This window comes from Ruminiclostridium papyrosolvens DSM 2782 (assembly GCF_029318685.1).
In the GTDB taxonomy this organism is placed as follows: domain Bacteria; phylum Bacillota; class Clostridia; order Acetivibrionales; family DSM-1351; genus Ruminiclostridium; species Ruminiclostridium papyrosolvens.
In genome coordinates this window covers 1,566,469-1,587,500 of the sequence record NZ_CP119677.1, presented here as the reverse complement: position 1 = coordinate 1,587,500, position 21,032 = coordinate 1,566,469, and the positions used below count along the sequence as shown (strand labels likewise).

At 37.7% G+C, this 21,032-nt stretch carries 15 protein-coding genes and 1 CRISPR repeat array (1 of these 16 running past the window's edge); all 15 genes read right to left on the bottom strand.

Annotated features, from left to right (window positions below; genetic code table 11):
• Positions 1 to 304 carry the 5' portion of a threonine/serine exporter family protein gene (locus P0092_RS07065; protein ID WP_004617486.1) on the bottom strand. 134 nt of this gene lie to the left of the window's left edge, so 304 of the gene's 438 nt are visible here — the first part of the coding sequence; it begins with the start codon at positions 302 to 304; the stop codon falls past the left edge of the window.
• 5 nt (positions 305 to 309) lie between these two features.
• Positions 310 to 1,065: a threonine/serine exporter family protein gene (locus tag P0092_RS07060; RefSeq protein WP_004617485.1), complete on the bottom strand. Its 756-nt coding sequence runs from the start codon at positions 1,063 to 1,065 to the stop codon at positions 310 to 312.
• A gap of 154 nt (positions 1,066 to 1,219) precedes the next feature.
• Positions 1,220 to 2,875 (bottom strand): peptidoglycan D,D-transpeptidase FtsI family protein, encoded by a 1,656-nt coding sequence (locus P0092_RS07055; protein ID WP_004617484.1) that lies wholly within the window; start codon positions 2,873 to 2,875, stop codon positions 1,220 to 1,222.
• 92 nt (positions 2,876 to 2,967) lie between these two features.
• Positions 2,968 to 3,423 carry a GNAT family N-acetyltransferase gene (locus P0092_RS07050; protein WP_004617483.1) on the bottom strand — a complete coding sequence of 152 codons (456 nt, stop codon included), beginning with the start codon at positions 3,421 to 3,423 and terminating at the stop codon, positions 2,968 to 2,970.
• Between the two features lie 96 nt (positions 3,424 to 3,519).
• A CRISPR array of direct repeats spans positions 3,520 to 7,340; the repeat unit is 32 nt; unit sequence ATTTCAATCCACGCTCCTACGAGAGGAGCGAC.
• Positions 7,341 to 7,512: 172 nt separating this feature from the next.
• On the bottom strand, positions 7,513 to 7,803 hold the full coding sequence (cas2, locus tag P0092_RS07045; protein WP_004617482.1) for a CRISPR-associated endonuclease Cas2: 291 nt from the start codon (positions 7,801 to 7,803) through the stop codon (positions 7,513 to 7,515).
• A gap of 9 nt (positions 7,804 to 7,812) precedes the next feature.
• On the bottom strand, positions 7,813 to 8,844 hold the full coding sequence (gene cas1c / locus P0092_RS07040; RefSeq protein WP_004617481.1) for a type I-C CRISPR-associated endonuclease Cas1c: 1,032 nt from the start codon (positions 8,842 to 8,844) through the stop codon (positions 7,813 to 7,815).
• Positions 8,829 to 9,509, bottom strand: coding sequence for a CRISPR-associated protein Cas4 (cas4, locus tag P0092_RS07035; RefSeq protein ID WP_004617480.1), 681 nt, complete (start codon positions 9,507 to 9,509; stop codon positions 8,829 to 8,831). Before cas4 ends, cas1c begins: the two co-directional genes overlap by 16 nt.
• The gene (gene cas7c, locus P0092_RS07030; protein ID WP_004617479.1) at positions 9,496 to 10,353 is read right to left on the bottom strand and encodes a type I-C CRISPR-associated protein Cas7/Csd2; all 858 of its coding nucleotides are present in this window, start codon (positions 10,351 to 10,353) and stop codon (positions 9,496 to 9,498) included. Before cas7c ends, cas4 begins: the two co-directional genes overlap by 14 nt.
• Positions 10,354 to 10,366: 13 nt before the next feature.
• Positions 10,367 to 12,316 carry a type I-C CRISPR-associated protein Cas8c/Csd1 gene (gene cas8c, locus P0092_RS07025; protein ID WP_242831720.1) on the bottom strand — a complete coding sequence of 650 codons (1,950 nt, stop codon included), beginning with the start codon at positions 12,314 to 12,316 and terminating at the stop codon, positions 10,367 to 10,369.
• Positions 12,294 to 13,031, bottom strand: coding sequence for a type I-C CRISPR-associated protein Cas5c (gene cas5c, locus P0092_RS07020; protein ID WP_004617477.1), 738 nt, complete (start codon positions 13,029 to 13,031; stop codon positions 12,294 to 12,296). Before cas5c ends, cas8c begins: the two co-directional genes overlap by 23 nt.
• Before the next feature lie 10 nt (positions 13,032 to 13,041).
• Positions 13,042 to 15,453: a CRISPR-associated helicase/endonuclease Cas3 gene (locus P0092_RS07015; RefSeq protein ID WP_004617476.1), complete on the bottom strand. Its 2,412-nt coding sequence runs from the start codon at positions 15,451 to 15,453 to the stop codon at positions 13,042 to 13,044.
• A gap of 336 nt (positions 15,454 to 15,789) precedes the next feature.
• Entirely contained in the window at positions 15,790 to 17,010 is a 1,221-nt protein-coding gene (locus P0092_RS07010; protein WP_004617475.1) for a peptidase U32 family protein, read from the bottom strand.
• 20 nt (positions 17,011 to 17,030) lie between these two features.
• On the bottom strand, positions 17,031 to 17,747 hold the full coding sequence (locus tag P0092_RS07005) for an O-methyltransferase (RefSeq protein WP_004617474.1): 717 nt from the start codon (positions 17,745 to 17,747) through the stop codon (positions 17,031 to 17,033).
• 28 nt (positions 17,748 to 17,775) lie between these two features.
• Positions 17,776 to 19,050, bottom strand: coding sequence for an endolytic transglycosylase MltG (mltG, locus tag P0092_RS07000; RefSeq protein WP_004617473.1), 1,275 nt, complete (start codon positions 19,048 to 19,050; stop codon positions 17,776 to 17,778).
• An 88-nt stretch (positions 19,051 to 19,138) separates the two neighbouring features.
• Positions 19,139 to 20,956 carry a translational GTPase TypA gene (typA, locus tag P0092_RS06995; RefSeq protein WP_004617472.1) on the bottom strand — a complete coding sequence of 606 codons (1,818 nt, stop codon included), beginning with the start codon at positions 20,954 to 20,956 and terminating at the stop codon, positions 19,139 to 19,141.
• Between the last annotated feature and the right edge of the window lie 76 nt (positions 20,957 to 21,032).

Genomic DNA, 21,032 nt, shown 5'->3' with positions numbered 1-21,032 from the left:
CTACTATATATTGCAGCGTTTTATATGCCATGACTCCCGGTACAAGTGGAAATATTCCCGGTATCAAAAATTCAAAGGTAGGTGTTTTAAGTATTCTTGCCATGGATTCACTATAAATACCTACAGTAAGCGCACCAAAAAAGGATGAAAGTATTGGACTGTTTGTATTTACAAGTACAAGGCTGTATATAATCCAACCAAGAGCTCCACAAAAACCTGCCCAGAGTATTTTTCTTCTATCAATATTAAATAGTATGACCGGAAATATACTTCCAAAAAAAGCCAGCACAGTTTGTTGAAGCATTTTAATCACATCCATTTCATAAATAATGAAAGTGCAGTTACTATCCCGGCACCCATTGCAATAATTATAAGCATTGCTTCGCCAAATTGCGCAAGTCCCGAAACATAGTCTCCGTAAAGTATGTCCTTAATACCGTTGGTAAGAGATACTCCGGGCAGTAGTACTATTATTGCTCCGGTTATTACATTATCCTTGTGAATAACCGGAAACAAGTGCTGTATTGAAACACTTAGAGCTCCTATTATTAGGCCCGATAGGAAGTATTGTAGAAACTGAAAAAAGCCCACTTCCTCTATTTTTTGAAGAATAAAATAAATGCCAAGATTGATTATCAAAGCTATTATTGCATCAGGTATGGTCCCTTTAAAAAATAGTGTATATACAAATGAAGTCATACCAGCTGCCATTAGTCTTATTCCGAGGTTAAAGCTTGGAGCATTGGTTATATCCCCGAGTATTCTCTTTGCTTCCTCATATGCCACAGGGTTTTCCATCAGTCCTCTTGAAAAAGAATTTATGAGCTCAACTCTGTATAAATCCACACGCCTTTGACGTATCCTTCTTATTGATGTAACCATTTCACCATCCGGACCTGTTATTGAAATAAATATCCCTGTAAGAGTAGAAATACATTCTCCGCTAAAACCGTATGAATTGCATATTTTTGATATGGTCTCTTCAACTCTGTAAGCTTCTGCTCCATTGCTTAATAATATTTCTCCTGCTGTTACCGCTATTTCAGCAACCTTTTTTGTCTCCATAAATACCTCAATAAGTTTTGTATATTCTTAATATATCCAACATGACCATGATATAACACTTGTTCAATTTATGTCTACATTAATTATTGTATTTATGAGGAGTCTACGTATTATTTCATATGTGAGGAGCAAAAAATGGCAATCATGTGATTTATTATAATCCTTTTTTCATAATCTCTTTACCAATTTCCGCAAATATAGGAGCTGCTGATTCTCCCCCACTCCTGCCATCTTCGATAAAAACAGCAACAGAGTATTTGGGGGATTTTGCCGGAAAATATCCTGCGAACCACGCCTGAACAATTTTTTGACCTTCTATATATTGACCTGTTTCAGCGCTTCCCGTTTTTCCTCCTGCGCCTCCAAACTCATCAATACTGGCCTTTTTTCCTGTCCCGGTGTTTACAACGCCTTCCATCAGGTTTTTAATCCTGTCACTTGTGGATTTTGACATAACTCTTTTTTGTTCTGTCTCCTTTAAATCCCTAACTTTGTTACCTTCTTCGTTTACTATACAATCAACTACATTAACATTGTTTTTTATTCCTCCGTTAGCGATAGTAGCTATAATATCAGCTATCTGAACCGGAGTTGCCATAGTTTGTCCCTGTCCGATAGATATATTTGCAACATCACCGGGATTTTTAAGATCTTCTATGGTCGGAATTACCCCCTTGGCTTCTTCTATGCCTTGTTTGGACAATCCTGTAGGTTTTCCGAGACCTAGTTTATCACACATAGTGATTATTGGCTCAGCTCCAAGCTCCAAGGACATATTTATAAAATATGCATTGCATGATTTTGCAAGAGCACTGTTTATATCTATTGTCCCATGGCCTCCGGTGTTATATGAAGAGCATTTAAACTCGGTATCCCCTACCTGTATATATCCCGGACAGTTGAATACCATGTTATAATCCTGATCTTTTTCAAATACGGCAGCCAAATCAATCAGCTTGAAAACCGAACCGATATTGTACTGGGCAACAGCTCTATTAAACAAAGGTTTTTTGTTGTTTAGTAAATAGTTTTCAATATCATTGGGATCAAAATCAGGTTTACTGCACATTCCTACAATATCTCCTGTTGCAACATCCTCTACTACAATAGCCCCTGTCAATCCCTTTTCTTCCAGAACTTTTTCAATAATACTTTGTATATGGTAATCTAAGGTAAGCCTGATATCCAACTTTTTATTATCACTGTTTTCCTCAATTATTCTATATCCGAGGCCACCCAGTAAATTATTACCTCCATCGGTTATTACACCTATTGAATCTGTTTTGCCATAATTCAATGTCTTTTCATATATTTTTTCTAATCCGAAACTTCCCACCTGGTCAGCCTTGTTCAAATAACCAAGTAAATGTTTTGCCTTGGTATCCGTGTTGTATCTGCTTAATGTATTTACAAAAGATATTCCGTCATATTTAAGTTGAGAAAGTACATCCTTTGTTTCACCGTCAACATCCATTACTATGGGAGTATTTTTTCTTTGCAAAGCTTCTTTTGTTTTTCCCGGATCAAGCCCCAATATCCGGCATATATTATCAACTGCTTCATTCTGTCCCCGAAGCAGAGAAGGCTTCAGTACTACAGTTACTTTTGGTGTTCTTCCTGTAAGCTTTATTCCGTTCTTATCTAAAAAATCACCTCTGGAATTTTCTATATTAACATTGTTCACTCTTTGGCTGGATGCTTCCTTTGAATAACCGGGACCGATGATAACCTGTACATAAAATAGTCTGGTCACCAGTAAAGCAAATGCTGTCATAAATATAAATAGTATTGTTTTAATTCTTTTTGTCATAATAAACCCCTTAATTGAAAATGATTAGTTACACTAATTATTTCCATATTAAAGGGAAGGTTATACAACTCATGGATATTCCTTAAATGGATTTATATCTTTTTAAGAATTTTTATATATTTGCCGAGGTCATCTTCTCCTTCAAAGATTATATTTGTAAAGCCCTTTTTTTCATAAAGATGTCTGGCAACTATATTATCAATGTCAACTCCAACAGATATTTCCTCAAACCCAAGCGTTTTGGCATAAATTATAAGGAAATCAAGTATAATACTCCCAATACCTCTATTACGGTATTCAGTTTTGACTATCATGCGGGAAAGATATACTCTTTTACCTGCAATAGTATAGTCCGGATCACTGTTATGTAAGACCAAGGCCCCCTCCCCGATAAATTCGCCATTTTCAATATAAACAAAAATCATTCTTGTTCCTTTTACTAATTCTTCATACCACTTCTTGGAATTTTCGCAATTACGATTCATATCCCATATGTTGCCGCATTTATAGTAATCCTCGGGTTGTAATTTAATGATACTATATGTCAACGGTCATATATCTCCTTTCTACTAATAATTTCATTTTTATTGCTCCTATGAGAGGAGCGACGCTGCACTTGTATCTCCGTTAAACATGACTTTGCTATTTCAATCCACGCTCCTACCAGAGGAGCGACTGATCATTTGATTCTTTTTCATGGGCGAGTTTGAATTTCAATCCACGCTCCTACCAGAGGAGCGACATGGGTGTGAACACTGTAAACCTACACTGGCATTTGATTTCAATCCACGCTCCTACGAGAGGAGCGACATCTTGTCAACCAAGAGAGATAAAAACAAACCTTGATTTCAATCCACGCTCCTACGAGAGGAGCGACATAAATTTGCAAGGATGAACCGCGTATTTTATTATTTCAATCCACGCTCCTACGAGAGGAGCGACTTGTCTACTGCTTTTGGTAGCCATGCTTTTATATAATTTCAATCCACGCTCCTACGAGAGGAGCGACAATAAGTAAATAATCATCTGGTTCGTATAGGAGCATTTCAATCCACGCTCCTACGAGAGGAGCGACACAGACTTACCAAACAGGGTATTCCCAAAAGGAATTTCAATCCACGCTCCTACGAGAGGAGCGACCTACTTTGAACTTTATCGGTTTTAAACGTAGAAAATTTCAATCCACGCTCCTACGAGAGGAGCGACGAAGGGAGATACATAACAAAAACATTTTACGTAGGATTTCAATCCACGCTCCTACGAGAGGAGCGACATGAACAGCAGCAAGTAAGATTATTGTCAATCCTTATTTCAATCCACGCTCCTACGAGAGGAGCGACCTACCTACTAAATTAAACGACCGGGCAGAAAACGGATTTCAATCCACGCTCCTACGAGAGGAGCGACGGTAATGCTAAAAATGTAAGAGACTACAAGGGCAAATTTCAATCCACGCTCCTACGAGAGGAGCGACAGAAATGGGTAGTCCTTTTTAATGAGGAAGGAAAGATTTCAATCCACGCTCCTACGAGAGGAGCGACGTATATGTATGTTGTGCTTATAGTGGTAACGATATTTCAATCCACGCTCCTACGAGAGGAGCGACATTCCCTTGCCAGCCTTTCAGTCTTGCCGGGAACAATTTCAATCCACGCTCCTACGAGAGGAGCGACAACGTAAAGATGAAATGCTCTTGATACATAAGGAATTTCAATCCACGCTCCTACGAGAGGAGCGACGTCTACATTTATTGCGAAACCAATCACTATAGTAAATTTCAATCCACGCTCCTACGAGAGGAGCGACAACTGGGCAAATGTTAATCAGATAGTGGAGTTGTAATTTCAATCCACGCTCCTACGAGAGGAGCGACAGAACCATTTTACGGAGCTATACCGGAGTATTACATTTCAATCCACGCTCCTACGAGAGGAGCGACCTGCTGGACTAAAATATAAATGCCAAGTAGGTAATAATTTCAATCCACGCTCCTACGAGAGGAGCGACTTAATAAAATAATAAGTTTGGAGGTAGTCCCATATTTCAATCCACGCTCCTACGAGAGGAGCGACGTGGACAAAAGGGTATCAAAAAAAATGATTCTATAATTTCAATCCACGCTCCTACGAGAGGAGCGACAAGTTTATTTGTTTCTCCATAGGCAAATGCTATAATTTCAATCCACGCTCCTACGAGAGGAGCGACGTTTAAGAAATATTAGATTTTAGGGCCCAAATTAATTTCAATCCACGCTCCTACGAGAGGAGCGACCGGCAAGCTTAAAGGACTTCCCAAGGACAGTAACGGATTTCAATCCACGCTCCTACGAGAGGAGCGACCTGCAGCTCCAACAAAAAAGGTATTTCCGCAAAATTTCAATCCACGCTCCTACGAGAGGAGCGACCAGGCATTGTTGTTTGGGATAGCTTTTTAAAGTAAAATTTCAATCCACGCTCCTACGAGAGGAGCGACTAAATCAGCTGGCTTCGGGAACAGGCAATGTGATTATTTCAATCCACGCTCCTACGAGAGGAGCGACCATGGTCATGTCCTACCATGTAATCAATTGATACATTATTTCAATCCACGCTCCTACGAGAGGAGCGACTCTTCCAACACCGCCAGATGTAACATCAGGAATATTTCAATCCACGCTCCTACGAGAGGAGCGACATTCTCCTATTTGACCATCTATTAATCTCTTCAAAATTTCAATCCACGCTCCTACGAGAGGAGCGACTTTACTCAATCCTTCAATTTTCTTTGCTGATAGATTTCAATCCACGCTCCTACGAGAGGAGCGACAGTAAATTAATGGATGCTATAAAGTTTACACAAAAATTTCAATCCACGCTCCTACGAGAGGAGCGACCGTCCAGCACACAAAACGGCTCCATATCGGCAGATTTCAATCCACGCTCCTACGAGAGGAGCGACATATTGTTCTTCTTTAGCTTCAGTTACTTCCGTTATTTCAATCCACGCTCCTACGAGAGGAGCGACTGAACACAAATGAGCCTATGAGCGTAGCAACTGAAATTTCAATCCACGCTCCTACGAGAGGAGCGACTGGAGCAAAACTGCAGATGCATTCAGGAGTGCCGATTTCAATCCACGCTCCTACGAGAGGAGCGACTGACGAAATGATTACAGAAATATCAGGCTTGTTTATTTCAATCCACGCTCCTACGAGAGGAGCGACCAGATACTATCAAAATATAAATGCATTACAAATATTTCAATCCACGCTCCTACGAGAGGAGCGACGGGATACGATGTCAATAATAATCCTACTCTGGAAATTTCAATCCACGCTCCTACGAGAGGAGCGACGCAACAGTTGACTTTGCACTTGAAGTAGATGCAAAATTTCAATCCACGCTCCTACGAGAGGAGCGACTACACAACCATCCCATAACCACGGGATACCACCAGATTTCAATCCACGCTCCTACGAGAGGAGCGACTTTCTACTGTTGGGCTGTTATTTGTAAATTTGATATTTCAATCCACGCTCCTACGAGAGGAGCGACATTTAAATATATAGATGCTGTAACAATGATGTCAAATTTCAATCCACGCTCCTACGAGAGGAGCGACTAATAAAGTAGTAGTAAGTAGCTTAGATTTATCGATTTCAATCCACGCTCCTACGAGAGGAGCGACCGCTCAGGATATCCGGCAACCTCGGGACTTTTATTATTTCAATCCACGCTCCTACGAGAGGAGCGACTAAAAATACCGTATTTTGTTGGATATGCCTCGTTATTTCAATCCACGCTCCTACGAGAGGAGCGACAAAAGGCATACCCCGGGTACAGGTATCTGGATTGTATTTCAATCCACGCTCCTACGAGAGGAGCGACGGTCAGCCTTGGGTAAAAGATAAATTAACCCTTATTTCAATCCACGCTCCTACGAGAGGAGCGACCCAAGTGTCCAGTTTCCCAAATGGACGGGTATAGATTTCAATCCACGCTCCTACGAGAGGAGCGACATCAATAGGGCATAGACGGCTTAAAGCATTAACAATTTCAATCCACGCTCCTACGAGAGGAGCGACGATAACAAGTCAATGCTTTTTATATATTATTTAAATTTCAATCCACGCTCCTACGAGAGGAGCGACCAGTTGACTTAATACTGTTTGCTGATACAGGAGCCATTTCAATCCACGCTCCTACGAGAGGAGCGACAGACAGCGTTCTGAAAGGAATAGGTGATAATATGATTTCAATCCACGCTCCTACGAGAGGAGCGACGTCTTTCGTTTTTGCCCTCTCCTTTAATTTTCTCTATTTCAATCCACGCTCCTACGAGAGGAGCGACATTCTCATTGCTTGATGGGTTTTTTCATAATCAGAAAATTTCAATCCACGCTCCTACGAGAGGAGCGACAAGACCGACCATGGGGTATAGATTTTGAAGAACAGATTTCAATCCACGCTCCTACGAGAGGAGCGACAGCAAAAATAAACAAAAAACTCAAAATCCACTTGTTTATTTTTCACAAAAACTTAGCCTTAAAAATCAATTCTCAAATGAATATTAAAATAACTAAATAAATAATTTAAATAAAGTACTGTTTTTCAGGTGCGAATGTTCCTGAGTTTTAATGTTTGCTTTACATTCGCACACTATATAATTAATGTGCCTTCAACGTCGAAAGATTCTTTTGTTCCAATATGCTCAACTTTGCTTTTATAGTTATTACCTAAGTAATAGAATCTCAAGCTGTCCTTTTCCTTGTCAATAATTTTTTCCAATTTGTTTTTAACTTCTCTGCACTTCGCAGCATCCATAACACATTCAAAAACAGAATTCTGAACCCGTTGACCATAGTTGACACACTGCTTTGCAACACGTCTTAATCTCTTTTTTCCGCCCTCAGATTCAGTATTAACATCATATGTAATAAGTACCATCATACAATTCACCTACTTCCACAAAAACGGAGGATACTCGTCCAAATCTCCTCGGATGAACCTTGCTAAAAGCATTGCCTGAGCATAGGGTACAAGTCCCCATTCCAGTTTTTCCTGTAAAAAGGGATGGGTTATTTTCTCTTGTTTTCTGTTCTGCCACGCTTGCAAAATTGTTTTTCGGGTATCATCATCCATTATTACTGCACCGTCTTCTTTCTGCGTAAAACCATTGAAATTGACTACCCTTTTGTTGATAAGAGAAATTACAAATCTGTCAGCATACACGCATCTCAGTTCCTCCATTAAATCCAATGCCAGAGATATTCTTCCGGGTCTGTCCCTGTGCATAAAGCCTACATAAGGGTCAAGCCCAACAGTTTCCAGTGCAGCAGACGTATCATGTGCCAGTAATGTGTACACAAATGACAGCATAGCATTCACATTGTCAAGAGGAGGACGTTTGTTTCTTCCGTGAAAGAAAAAATTGTCTTTTTGTTGCAGGATTAAATCGTCAAACACACTAAAATACTGTGTTGCCGACTCCCCCTCATATCCTCGGAGTTCATCCAAATTTTCACAGTTCAATACAAGATTCAAGGCTTTTGCCAATCCTTCCGACACCCTTTTAAGTTTAATAACGTCAAGCCTCTCGGAATAGTCTCTTGTAGCACGTTCAATTACCCACCTGCCATTATAAATCTTTCCAAATATAAAGTTTCTGGCTATCCGTGTGCTTTCCTCCAAATTATCTGATAATCTGTACTGTGTTTTTCTTAAAGTTACATTTCCCCTTACCTCTCCCACGATTCTTGACAAAAATTTTCCGCTTTGAGTCATAAAGCTAAGAGAAATATTACGTTTTGCACATGCTCCCATTAGTGCCGGACTTGCTCCGGTATATCCAAAAGCAATAATACTTTCCAGATTATGAAGCGGCAGCCTTACAGCCTCAGTATCCACTTTTTGTACGACAAGGTTTTCTCCATCCAGAGACAGATAGCTGTCAGGAGAGGTAATATAAGCAGTATTTAAGAGTTTTCGCATCGCTCTGCCTCCTTTAAACTATCTCTAATATATTTTGACACAGAAGTATTTTTGCATAGTCTTGGCATACAAATATCCGCCAAAGAACAGGCTTTGCAACTTTTGGAGGGTTTCACCTTCGGGGTATATTTCCGTTCAAACAACTGATGCATTTCTTGAATAACGTCTCTGACCCTATCACGTAAAGCATTATCAAGTGTAATTTTCAGTCTACGTTTAGTCTCTCCATAGAACATGTATGCTTCCTTGATTTCACACAAAAGCATTTCTTCAAGGCACATAGCCTGTCCGCATAATTGAAGAATATCAGCATCATTTTCCTTTGGCTTACCCCTCTTGTATTCTATAGGAACAGGCCTATACCTCCCTTCTCTACCAAAAATACTCACGCCCTCTGCACATTTATGCAGTTCTACGATATCGCATACACCACTTACTCCAAGAGTTCTTGAAAAAACAGCCATACCTCTTGAAATAATTACGTCTCCTCGCTTTTCTGAGAATCCGTCGTCATGAGCCTTTTCATGCAGTATATTCCCTTCAACCGTCCTGAGATTTTCCTGCCACTGCTGTTCAATATGTATTAACGCCCATTGCCTCCTGCAAAAAGCAAAGTGCTGAATTCCTGATAATAGTAGGAAGTCTTCTTCGTTATATTCCTTCATAAACTTTCGGTTCCAATCCATCTAAATCGTCAGTATAAATAGAATAATCATTAATACATTTTGGCACATCAACTTTTGCCTTGATTTTAAGGCTTCTATGTATCTTTGCTGAAGAGTATTGCCCTATTTCACAATTATGCTTCCACCAATAAAGCTTATATACTTCCATACTTCCGTCAGGTCTTGCAGACGAGCAATCATTCTCAAATAACGTTTTTAGCGCTTCTTTAATAAGTTCACTATCCTCTTCACTAAACCCTGTTTTAGAAGCTAATTGTGTATTTATGCTCCCATAAATCACATATACACCAAAATCAACTCTATGCTTCATACCCATTGTATCTGCGCTCTTTTTATCAGGGTCTTTTCCAGTCTCTCCATTTACGCTTTTTGTTATCTGCATACTTGATATTTCAATTGGTGAAGCACTTACTCCTGAGTGTACTGATACAGGACCCCTTATTCCTATAGAAACAGAATTATCCTCACCTGCTTTAAATGCAAATACCTGACCAAAGCTCCTTACATCAATCCATTTTGAACATGCATACTCAGCATATTTCTCTTTATCCTTAATTAATTTTTTTAATTCCTGACAACCGTCAGCTCTGTCCTTCAAACTTCTGAAGCCATCTGTTCTTCTTTCGTCCGATTGAACAAAAATCTCTTTATTCATGTCCTGTAGACGATTTCTAATTTTCCTTTTGATACACACATCTGATATTTCTCCGTATCCGTCATAATTTTCTCTTGGACGGTTTCCATTTAGTGGGTCACCGTTTGGATTGGCGTTTTTCACAGAAATTATCACTGCAAAATCAATCTTGTTCTTTAAAATACTCATATTAACAACTCCTTTAATTTATATTTTCAAGTTTCTTTTCTTTTTTCTCTGCAACTCTTCTATTCATTTCATCAATAAATACCTGTCTCTGACAGTAATAACCTAATATATAGCTGTCCTTTAAAGATTCAGAACTTATAAAATCTTCGTATGGAATCATAGAGTTAACTTTTGTCATCAGCTCTATATTTTTTTTCCCTTTATCCCCCAGCCTTGTAATATATGGTCTAAGCTTGTTAGTTATTATCCCCCAAGTTTTATAAGGGTGGAGTTTGAATTGATGCATAAGCCGTTCCGCATTGGTATCTCTTTTTTCCCCTGTAGTACTAATAGCCCACGATTCAATTTCCTGAGCAATTGCTAATAATCTTCCAAAAAGGTAACTTCTGTCATTTTGATTTTCATCAAGTGCCATGTCCCATTCCTCCTTTTCATATTTATCATTTCTATATTTTTTAACCAGTGAACATGCTATGCTTAATGTCTTTTCCCAATTGAACGAGTTCATGGAAATTGGATTAGATGCCCTGTTCACAGCTGAATTAACAATATTGTAAGGTAACCTTGCACCATCAATAATACATGGAAGCAACCTTTCTATTGTCGATTTCATTAATTTGTCATCAACCTCAAGCCTTTCATTTCTTTCAACACCAAATGCAATCCTGATAATTTCTTTTGGAGCCGGAGCACCAATAAAATCTATTGTTTTATACTTGTTTTTTCCTTTTTCGTCAGTGCCATCCTGAATTCTTTTATAGCTGTGTCTCCAGCTGCACGTGTTGTGCCACTTTTCAATTCTGTTCAAAAAGTCCAATCCATTTAGCTCTTTGTAGTATGTTATGGACAGTCTTCCGGTTGTGGCAGAATTAAGTCCAATTATTACGATATCTGTATTACTGTCAATTTCACACCCATATCCTGCAATTGCCTTGTTAAGCCTTTGAGCATATTCCTTATGGGTAGATACTATCGGCAGTGAATCCTCTTCTTCTCCAAAAATATCATCCGTATCCACTAATAAAGGAGGAACCTTTTGTTTATTAGTACCCCATGCAACAATTACCTCTTCACCATCCTTGGGATTTCCAAACCTGTAACCTTGTATGTCAATAAGCCATCGAATTGCATTGTGTGCTTTTTGAGAAACTTCATAACTAACAATTACCGCCTGTTTTTTGTCACCAAACCTTCCTCTGTATGTAAACCCACTTTCATCATTAGCCGATATCAGCTTTGCCTTATCTCCTGAGTTTCTTACTTTTGAAGGATGCTTTTCAGAATAGGGAATGCCCTCCCCTTTTACATAGCATAAATCCGTACTTTTCTCCTTGTTTAGGTAGTATTCTATATAGCTTTTGTATATCTCATTATCCAGCCAAACGGCTGTTTCACTACTAGGATTTTCTGTATCCTCAACCCTGAATCTTATAAATGCATCAATTTGAGAAACTGTTCCAAGCTTTATGTCTTTTGTTAAATTACCGCTATCATCGCAGGACAATACTTTGTGTTCAGCTAAGTCTTTAATAAGTTTCTTCTTTTTTAAGTATTCAAAAACAGCACAAACTTTTTTGTTTTTATGCACTGAACTACACCAATCTTCAAGCTGCTCAATATATTTATTAAAAAAATCTTCACCCTTTTCTTTTTCTACATTTTCCGAAAAATCTCCGGCTACGTACTGAAGTTTATCGCATAGTGGATGTGGTGGAGGATATTTTCCACTTCGTGTTGCAGAATCTTCTGTTACGGGAATTATTGTAACCTGCTCTTCCTTTTCCAAAATTCTGGCACGGCGAAAAATTCCTTTAATATCTATTACAACCTCAATTTGTGCATTTTGTGTAGAATGTGCAACCGGCAGCAAAGGAGTTTTTCCATCAGTTCGGGGTTTTCCTACTTCACTTATACAATTTTCATAAGTATCATAAAGTTTATTAATCCAACCCAAGTATTTCACCTCCCTCATCAAATTCTTTAAGACCGATAAAATTACTATTATTAAATTCTTTCATTCTCATAGTTTTTATCTCACGTTTTATATCACACTTATCAGGTCTTATGAATTTTATATATCCGTCTTTCATTTTCGGATACCACAGCCTCGCCACAAGCTTGTCCTTGCCTGATTCATCATATGCCTCATCAGGATAATCAAAACCGTGAAACATTATCCCAAAAGATATCTCTCCGTAATTATCATAATCTCCTTTCACCTCGCCAAAAGTGCATGGCTCCACATACCCTTGACATTCTCGTGTGCCTAGGAAAATGTCACGTCTTCCACCTTTTTCAATCATTCTGTTAGCTACTATGAAATGTTTATTTTCATTTCTGTCCTTATCTAAATCCCTACGGTTATAGTTCCACTCAAAATGAGCTTTAACCTGATATTCCACATCAGTAAGATAAGAATATATTGATAGTGTATTTCCTCCTGTATAATTAATTGGTCTTATACCCTGTGACTGGGTTTTAATGTATTTCATAACCCTAAGTTCATCAATATACCAAATTAAAGTGGGTTTCCAGTAAATACTCTCTAAAATACCTTTTATAGCTTGATATGTAGGTATTTGGTATGAAACTTTCTCACCTCCCATTCTGTTTATTGGGTCACTGAAAAGTGCATACCTTCCACTAACCTTAAATTCCACGTTGTTTGCTCTTTCCATCACTATCACCTCAATAATTTAAAAATTCATGTTGTTGGTTATCAGTAGTAATTCCTGTACTTTCATCATAAAATTCCTTTTTCAGTGCAATCAGCCCTCCGTTGTTCAACTGCATAAAAGCTCCCAAGTCATTCAAATTTCTATATTCCTGGTCGTATAAATTAACCGAGTACTGCTGAGCCTCCTTTAGATATTTTTTTAAATTTTTAATACTACATTTACCGTTAATATTTATTATCAACTCTTCTCCTTTTTGGTAAGGGACAATTACACCAACTGTATTTTGGTCTATAACACTGAAATAATCACCTGCTGTTTTGAAAGAATTGTAAAGCATTAGGTCAGGTTTTTCTTGGTTTCTATCAATGTAATCTTGTACAACTTGCTTATTCTCAGAAAGTAAATCAAACATAGTTTTATCAGCATATGGCTTTGGAAGAGTATAATTCATCAACAATTTCAAATCATTAAAATAGTACTCAAAATATTTATCAATAGCTTTTGGCGAGAGTAAATCACAATCAAATGCTTCGGGATTCTGATTATATTCTTCAAAAATACGCAATGTTTTATCCTGTCCCGTTTTTATCTCTAAAAGCCTGCTGACATTTTCACTGTTAGCATCCATATTTATAACATAAACATTTCCGCAACTGCTTTCGGCGTGCCGATTGCACCTTCCGGCTGCCTGAGCAATACTGTCCAATCCTGCCAAAGAACGTACAACGCACTCAAATGAAATGTTTACTCCAGCTTCAATCAGCTGAGTACTTACACATATCACTTTCTGCTTGCCAAGGACTTCTCTGATTTTATTCAGTAATTCTATTCTGTGGGTAGGACACATATTTGTACTTAAATGAAATACAATTGCTTTTTTATCCTCAGGCAACAATAAATTCTCCTTATCAATAGCTTTAAATAATTCTTTGGCGGCTTTTTTTGTATTAAGAATAATTAAAGTACTGTTTACCTGATCCATTAACCCTGATATAAGCTCTTTTAGGTCTTGTATACTGTAACCTCCGGCTTGAATTTTCGGTATAACCTTAGTTCTCTTAAAGTATCTAAATTTTTCATCTGCATTGGAGATAATATTTGCATTTTCCTCAATAAATACAGGCATTTCAGTCTTAGAAAGCAATGGTTGAGTCGCTGTACATAGAATTACCGTTGTATTGCAAATTTTAGACAAGAAATTTATAGCATAGTTAAACATATTAATACATTTAATTGGAATAGCTTGTATTTCATCAAAGATAATTATTGAGTTCACAAGATTGTGCAATCTTCTAACACTTTGAGTCCCCCCGATGAAAAGAGTATTTAGAAACTGTACCATTGTTGACAGAATTATAGGGCTGTCCCATCTTTCCGTCAAAAGCTTATAATCTTCACTATCATTATCCATTATTAGGTTAGAATGGTGCTCTAAAATAATGTCTTCTCTATCCAGAAAATCCTTAATTTCTTTAGAATTCTGGTCTATTATTGTGGTGAAAGGTATTATGTAAGCAATTCTGTCTTTCTTAAATTCCCTGGCATGTTCCAAGGCATACCTCAGGCTCGAAAGTGTTTTTCCTCCACCTGTAGGTACTAAAAGCTTATATATGCCTGTTTTATTTTTTGCAAAACTCTTACATGATTGTGAAATCTCATTTCGCAGCAAATAAATTTTAGATATTTTCGGCAAATCATCAAGCTTTTTATTTAAATGTTCTGAAAGTCCTGTCCACAGACAATTCTTAAATATATCGTTTTCTCTATCCAGTATGTCTTTTGATTCCATAAAACTATATGTGTCATATCTATCAGCATCAATAAGACAGCTGAGTAGAAATTTAACCAATATAGCCATTGCAAATTTAACAAAATGCTTTTTATCGTATACTAGTCTAATTCTAGATAAAATATTTTTTATCTCCCGAACGGATTCCAGGAACAACCTATGGATTTCATTCATTTCACAGCAATCCTCGAAAAAATTATTTATAGCTTCATCATAATTTTTTTGTAAATCGTCCGTATTCATTCTTAATGTAAATTTATCTCTCAACTCTAAATCAATACAATCAATTAAACCTCCGTGATGTGAGCAAATTACAAGACAGATAATTTGTGCGGTAAGCTTTTCATAAGGATTTTTTGAGCAATAATAAGTTTTGTAAATAAATTTAGCACCTGCAGTAGAGTGGTCAACAGTTCCTCTTTGAGATTTATCTTCTGGATGTAGAAAACTATATATGATATAAGATTTGAACTCTTCAGTTTCCTTTCCCATATCATGGAGAAGTCCGATTAATCTTCCCATATTCTCCAGTGATATTTTTTTGCAAGCTTCTGCACACAGTAAGGATACATTCTCCAAATGCTCCCTTACACTTTGTTCTGTCCCGTCTTCTCTTATATGAGCGATGAACATATGATTTCTCCTTTTCTTTTGCTAACCTAAATGTTGAACTTTTATAAATAAAATCAGATAATAGTATTATCAACCTCAAAATCAAAATAGCTATATTTACAATTTATTGCATATATTACATTATCTTGAATATAATGTCTTTGTTAGTATTTGTCAATAGCTTTTGACTTATTTTTTTTCTGTTGATATACTTTATATAGTCAAATATTTGATTTATTTTTTGTTTAAAGGTCAAATGTTTGTGGATTGAAATAAGATAATGTACTATATAAAAAAGAAGAATACCAAATGGCATTCTTCTTTTTTATATAGTACTGTTAATTTTAAAGATTATATCTACTTTCTTCTCAAAATCGTATAAGGCCCAACTTCCTCATCAATTGGCATGTAAACAATCATCTGTGCATGTGGTGCAGTTCTGATGCTTTCTCCATCCTCATTTTTCATCTCTTTTATAGTTTGTGTAAAATAGCCTTTTCTTGGGCTTACCACTTCTATTTCGTCGCCCACAATCATGCGGTTTCTCTGCTCAATCTTCGCAATACCCGTTGTTTTGTCATAATCCAGTACCATTCCTACAAAGTCGTATTCTCTTATATAAGAACTGGTATGGTATATCTGGTCGGCACCTGTGGTCTTATTAAAATAAAACCCTTTGGTGTACTCCCTGTGACTGGCTTTTGAAAGTTCCTTCAGCCATTCAGGATCAAAGCAGTAATTGTCTGGGTCAGCCAAATACGCATCAATAGCCTGTCTGTAAGCACTTACAACTGTAGATACATAAAAAGAGCTTTTCATTCTGCCTTCAATCTTGAAGCTGTAAATACCTGCCTTAACCAATTCAGGGATATGCTCAATCATGCATAAATCCTTTGAATTATATATATATGTTCCCTTTTCATCCTCATAAACCGGATAATACTCTCCAGGACGCTTTTCTTCCACCAGATGGTACTTCCATCTGCAAGGGTGTGAACACGCTCCCCTGTTGGAATCCCGTCCTGCCATATAGTTACTGAGCAAGCATCTTCCCGAGTAGGAAATGCACATTGCACCATGAACAAATGCTTCTAAATCCAAGTCTTCAGGTGTTTTAGCCCTGATTTCACTTATTTCCTCAAGGGAAAGCTCTCTTGCAGTAACAATTCTTTTAGCCCCATGCCTGTACCAGAACATAGCACTGGAGTAATTGGTATTGTTAGCCTGAGTACTTATATGAATTTCCATGTCAGGGGCGTTCTCACGTACAATATCAAAAATGCCTGGATCAGATACTATAACAGCATCTATTCCCAGTTCATCAAGTTGCTTTATATATTCAGGCAATCCTTCAAGGTCTTCATTATGAGGAATTATGTTAACAGTCACATAAACCTTACATTCTCTCTGATGTGCAAACTCAAGTCCCTCCTTGATATCCTCAAGTGAGAAATTGTCAGCCGATGCCCTTAACCCGAACTTCTGTCCTCCGATGTATACTGCATCTGCCCCGTACATAATTGCCATTTTAAGTTTTTCAAGATTTCCGGCCGGAGCCAGAAGCTCAACTTTATTCATAAATCCTCCCACGACATTGTTTACTGTTTGTTATAGCTAAGTGCTACTCCGTCTCCAATAGGAATTATGGCTGTTTCAAAAGCCTCATCCTGACAAAGCTCCTTTAGGAAACTTCTCATTCTGTTTACTATGGTTCTCTTTCTTCTTACCACAAGCTCGTCGCTTGCAGTCATACCCTTATATAGAACATTGTCTGAAACAATAATTCCGCCTGGAGCAAGCATCCTCTTACAGTGTTCAAAAAACTCACCGTACTGTCCTTTTGCTGCATCAATAAAAATCATATCATAGCTTTTGTCAAGACAGGTGAGAACCTCCAAAGCATCTCCTGCAATAACATTTATAGTGCCCTGAAGTCCGGCACGCTTTATATTTGCTCTTGCCAACTCAATCATTTCTTCATTTCGCTCTATGGTATCTATTATACCCTTTTGCTGTAAAAATCCCGAAAACAATATAGAGGAATATCCTATGGCTGTCCCAACTTCCAGAATTCTTGCAGGCTGCTTCATACTTCCAATAACCTTCATAAGTGCTGCAACCTCAGGCTGAATTATTGGCACATGATTTATTGAAGCATACTCTTCAAGCTCCGCTAGCAAACCGATATTGGGTTTAATTGTCTCTCTTATATATTCAGTAATGTATTCGTAATTAATCATTTTATAGCTCCAATCACCTACAACGTTAAAAATAAAGATGGCTGCTGCCATCTTTATTTTATACATTTCTGGCATTTAAGCCAGCCTAATTAATTTTTTGTAATTACTTTGCCAATCCGTATTGCTTCATGGCCTTTAAATGTTCGGCATATGTCTTGGAGAACTTAGTAGAACCATCAGGCCCTGCTATAAAGAACATGTAGTCAGTATCTTCATCAGGGTATAATGCCGCATTTATGGAATCTATACCCGGTGAACAGATAGGTCCCGGTGGAAGACCCGCATGAATGTACGTATTGTATGAACTTGAAATTTTAGTATCCTCATAGGTAAGCTTCTCATGCACTTTTCCTTCTTTGTTCAGGAAAATATACTGTATGGTAGCACAGGACTGCAATTTATTCAAATCCTTACTTTTCAAACGTCTATGAAATACTGCCGATACCAGCCTTCTGTCCTTAGTATTACTTGCCTCTCTTTCAATAATTGAAGCAAGAGTAATAACTTCGTCCATTGACATACCTATTTCTTTGGCACGCTTATAATGCTCTTTTGTTATCTTGTTTTTGAAGTTTTCAAGCATTACGTTTATTATTGTCTTCTCGCTGGCATTCATTGCAAATTCATATGTATCGGGAAATAAATATCCTTCTAACTTGAATTCACGATTGTTACTGTCTTTTATATCCTTTATGAAATCATAGTCATACTTTTGATACTTCATTGCATAATCAAATTTGTCTACAGTTGCAAGTTCCTTTTTAACAAAGGTATTCACAATCTGCCTGTAGCTCAAGCCTTCAGGTATGGTTACTTTTTTACTTTCAGGCTTTCCGGTAAGAATTGTCATTATAGTATTGAATTCCAGTCCGGGTTTCAAAATGTGAGTTCCCGCCTGATACTTACCGTCAAAGCCGTTAATTTTTGACACTAGTGTAAAAATCTGCGGTTTACTGATAATGCCATCTTTTGAAAGTATCCCAGCAATAGTTTTTGTATCTGAACCCATAGGTATATCAACCATCTTCGCACCTTTGGAATCAGCCTTTATTTTGACTTCTTTAGTTACTGTTTCGGATGTATCGGTGGAAACCGTACTTCTAAATGTTATAACGGCTCCCACAGTGAAAATAAACACAAAAACAATAAAAATGGTCAGCCAGAAGGACATTTTCCTTAATCCGGCTGATATTATAAACAAGCCAAAAACAACCAATGTAAGGCCTACTGCCGTTAACAATGCATTAAGCAAACCAAACTTAGCATCAAAGCCTTTTAACAGAGTTCCGAAATAATTCATGATGTTGGGGATTGATAGTAATACCCCGACAATCACAGTCAGTATCCCTGTCAATGATACTTTTAATCTTCTATCCATCAAATATGTGACTCCATTCTAAAAATTCAAAAGCTCGTATAATAAATACTATAATATTCTTTTTAAATTTTGTCCATATTCCCGGCAATTACATTTTGCTTCTCATTTTCGCTCTTGATTCAGTATCCAGTACTTTTTTTCTTAAACGGATACTCTTTGGAGTCATCTCTACAAGCTCATCTTCAGCAATAAATTCCAGTGCCTGCTCCAAGCTTAAATTTGTAGGAGGTGTCAACCTCAAGGAATCATCTGACCCGGAAGCTCTCATATTTGTAACATGCTTCTTCTTACATACATTAACAACCAAATCGTCATATCTGGCATTCTCACCTACAATCATGCCTTCATAAACCTTTGTTCCGGGTGTTATGAAAAGAGTTCCTCTTTCCTGAGCATTGTACAAGCCGTAAGTAACAGCTTCTCCATCCTCCCAGGCAATCAGTGAGCCTCTTGACCTTGTAGGAATTTCGCCCCTATATGGTTCATATCCGTGGAATACGTGGTTCATTATTCCATTTCCTTTTGTATCGGTAAGCAATTCAGACCTGTATCCAATCAATCCTCTTGCAGGAATCTTGAATTCAAGTCTCATATAACCTTGGTTTGCAGATGTCATATTAACCATATCGGATTTTCTTTGTCCTAGTTTTTCCATTACTGTTCCCATGAATTCTTCAGGAACGTCTATCATCAGGTATTCTATAGGCTCCATTAATACGCCGTCTATTTCTTTGTTAATAACCGAAGGCTTTGAAACCTGAAATTCATATCCCTGTCTTCTCATAGTTTCAACCAATATTGATAGATGAAGTTCTCCTCTTCCTGATACAACAAAAGCATCAGCAGAATCAGTTTCTTCAACCTTTAAACTTACATTTGTTTCCAGCTCTTTAAAAAGTCTATCTCTCAAATGTCTTGAAGTTACAAATGTACCTTCTCTTCCTGCAAAAGGACTGTTATTTACACTGAATGTCATTGACAAAGTTGGTTCGTCAATAGCAACAAAAGGTAACGGATCCGGTGCACCCATTTCACATATTGTGTCTCCGATAGTAACATCACCTACACCGGAAACCGCAACTATATCACCCAGCTTTGCTTCTGCAGTTTCAATTCTCTTTAGACCTTCATAGCAATACAGCTTAGTTATTCTGGCGTTAAGCTGATTTCCTTCTTTTTTACAAATTATTGCAGGCTGTCCAAGTTTTACTGAGCCTCTCTCAACTCTTCCTATAGCTATTCTTCCCACATATTCATCATAGTCAATGTTTGAAACCAACAGCTGAAGAGTTCCGTCCAGTTCGCCCTGAGGTGAAGGCACCTTGTCTATAATTACATCAAACAGGGGCTTTAAATCTCTTCTTTCCCCGCCAAGGTCACAAACTGCAAAACCTTCTCTTGAAGAAGCATAAATAACCGGGAATTCCAACTGATCATCATCAGCTCCCAATTCTATAAACAATTCCAGAACTTCGTCTACTACTTCCTCCGGTCTTGCTTCAGGTCTGTCAATTTTATTTACAACAACAATTGGTTTTAAGTTCAGTTGCAATGCTTTTTTAAGTACAAACCTTGTCTGCGGCATTGCACCTTCAAAAGCATCAACTAATAGTAAAACACCATCAACCATTTTCAGTACACGTTCAACTTCTCCACCGAAGTCAGCATGGCCCGGAGTATCAACGATATTTATTTTTGTTCCGTTATAGTTGACAGCAGTATTTTTTGCAAGTATTGTTATTCCTCTTTCCTTTTCAAGGTCATTGGAATCCATTACTCTTTCAGCAACAGCCTCGTTTTCTCTGAAAATACCGCTCTGTCTGAGCATAGCATCAACCAGAGTGGTCTTTCCATGGTCAACGTGTGCTATTATTGCTATGTTCTTTATATCTTGTCTGATATCCACAAAAACTCTCCTTCACTACTTCCTAATTTATTATCTATAATTAACCTTCTTTTTAAGCCATATTAAACAATATATC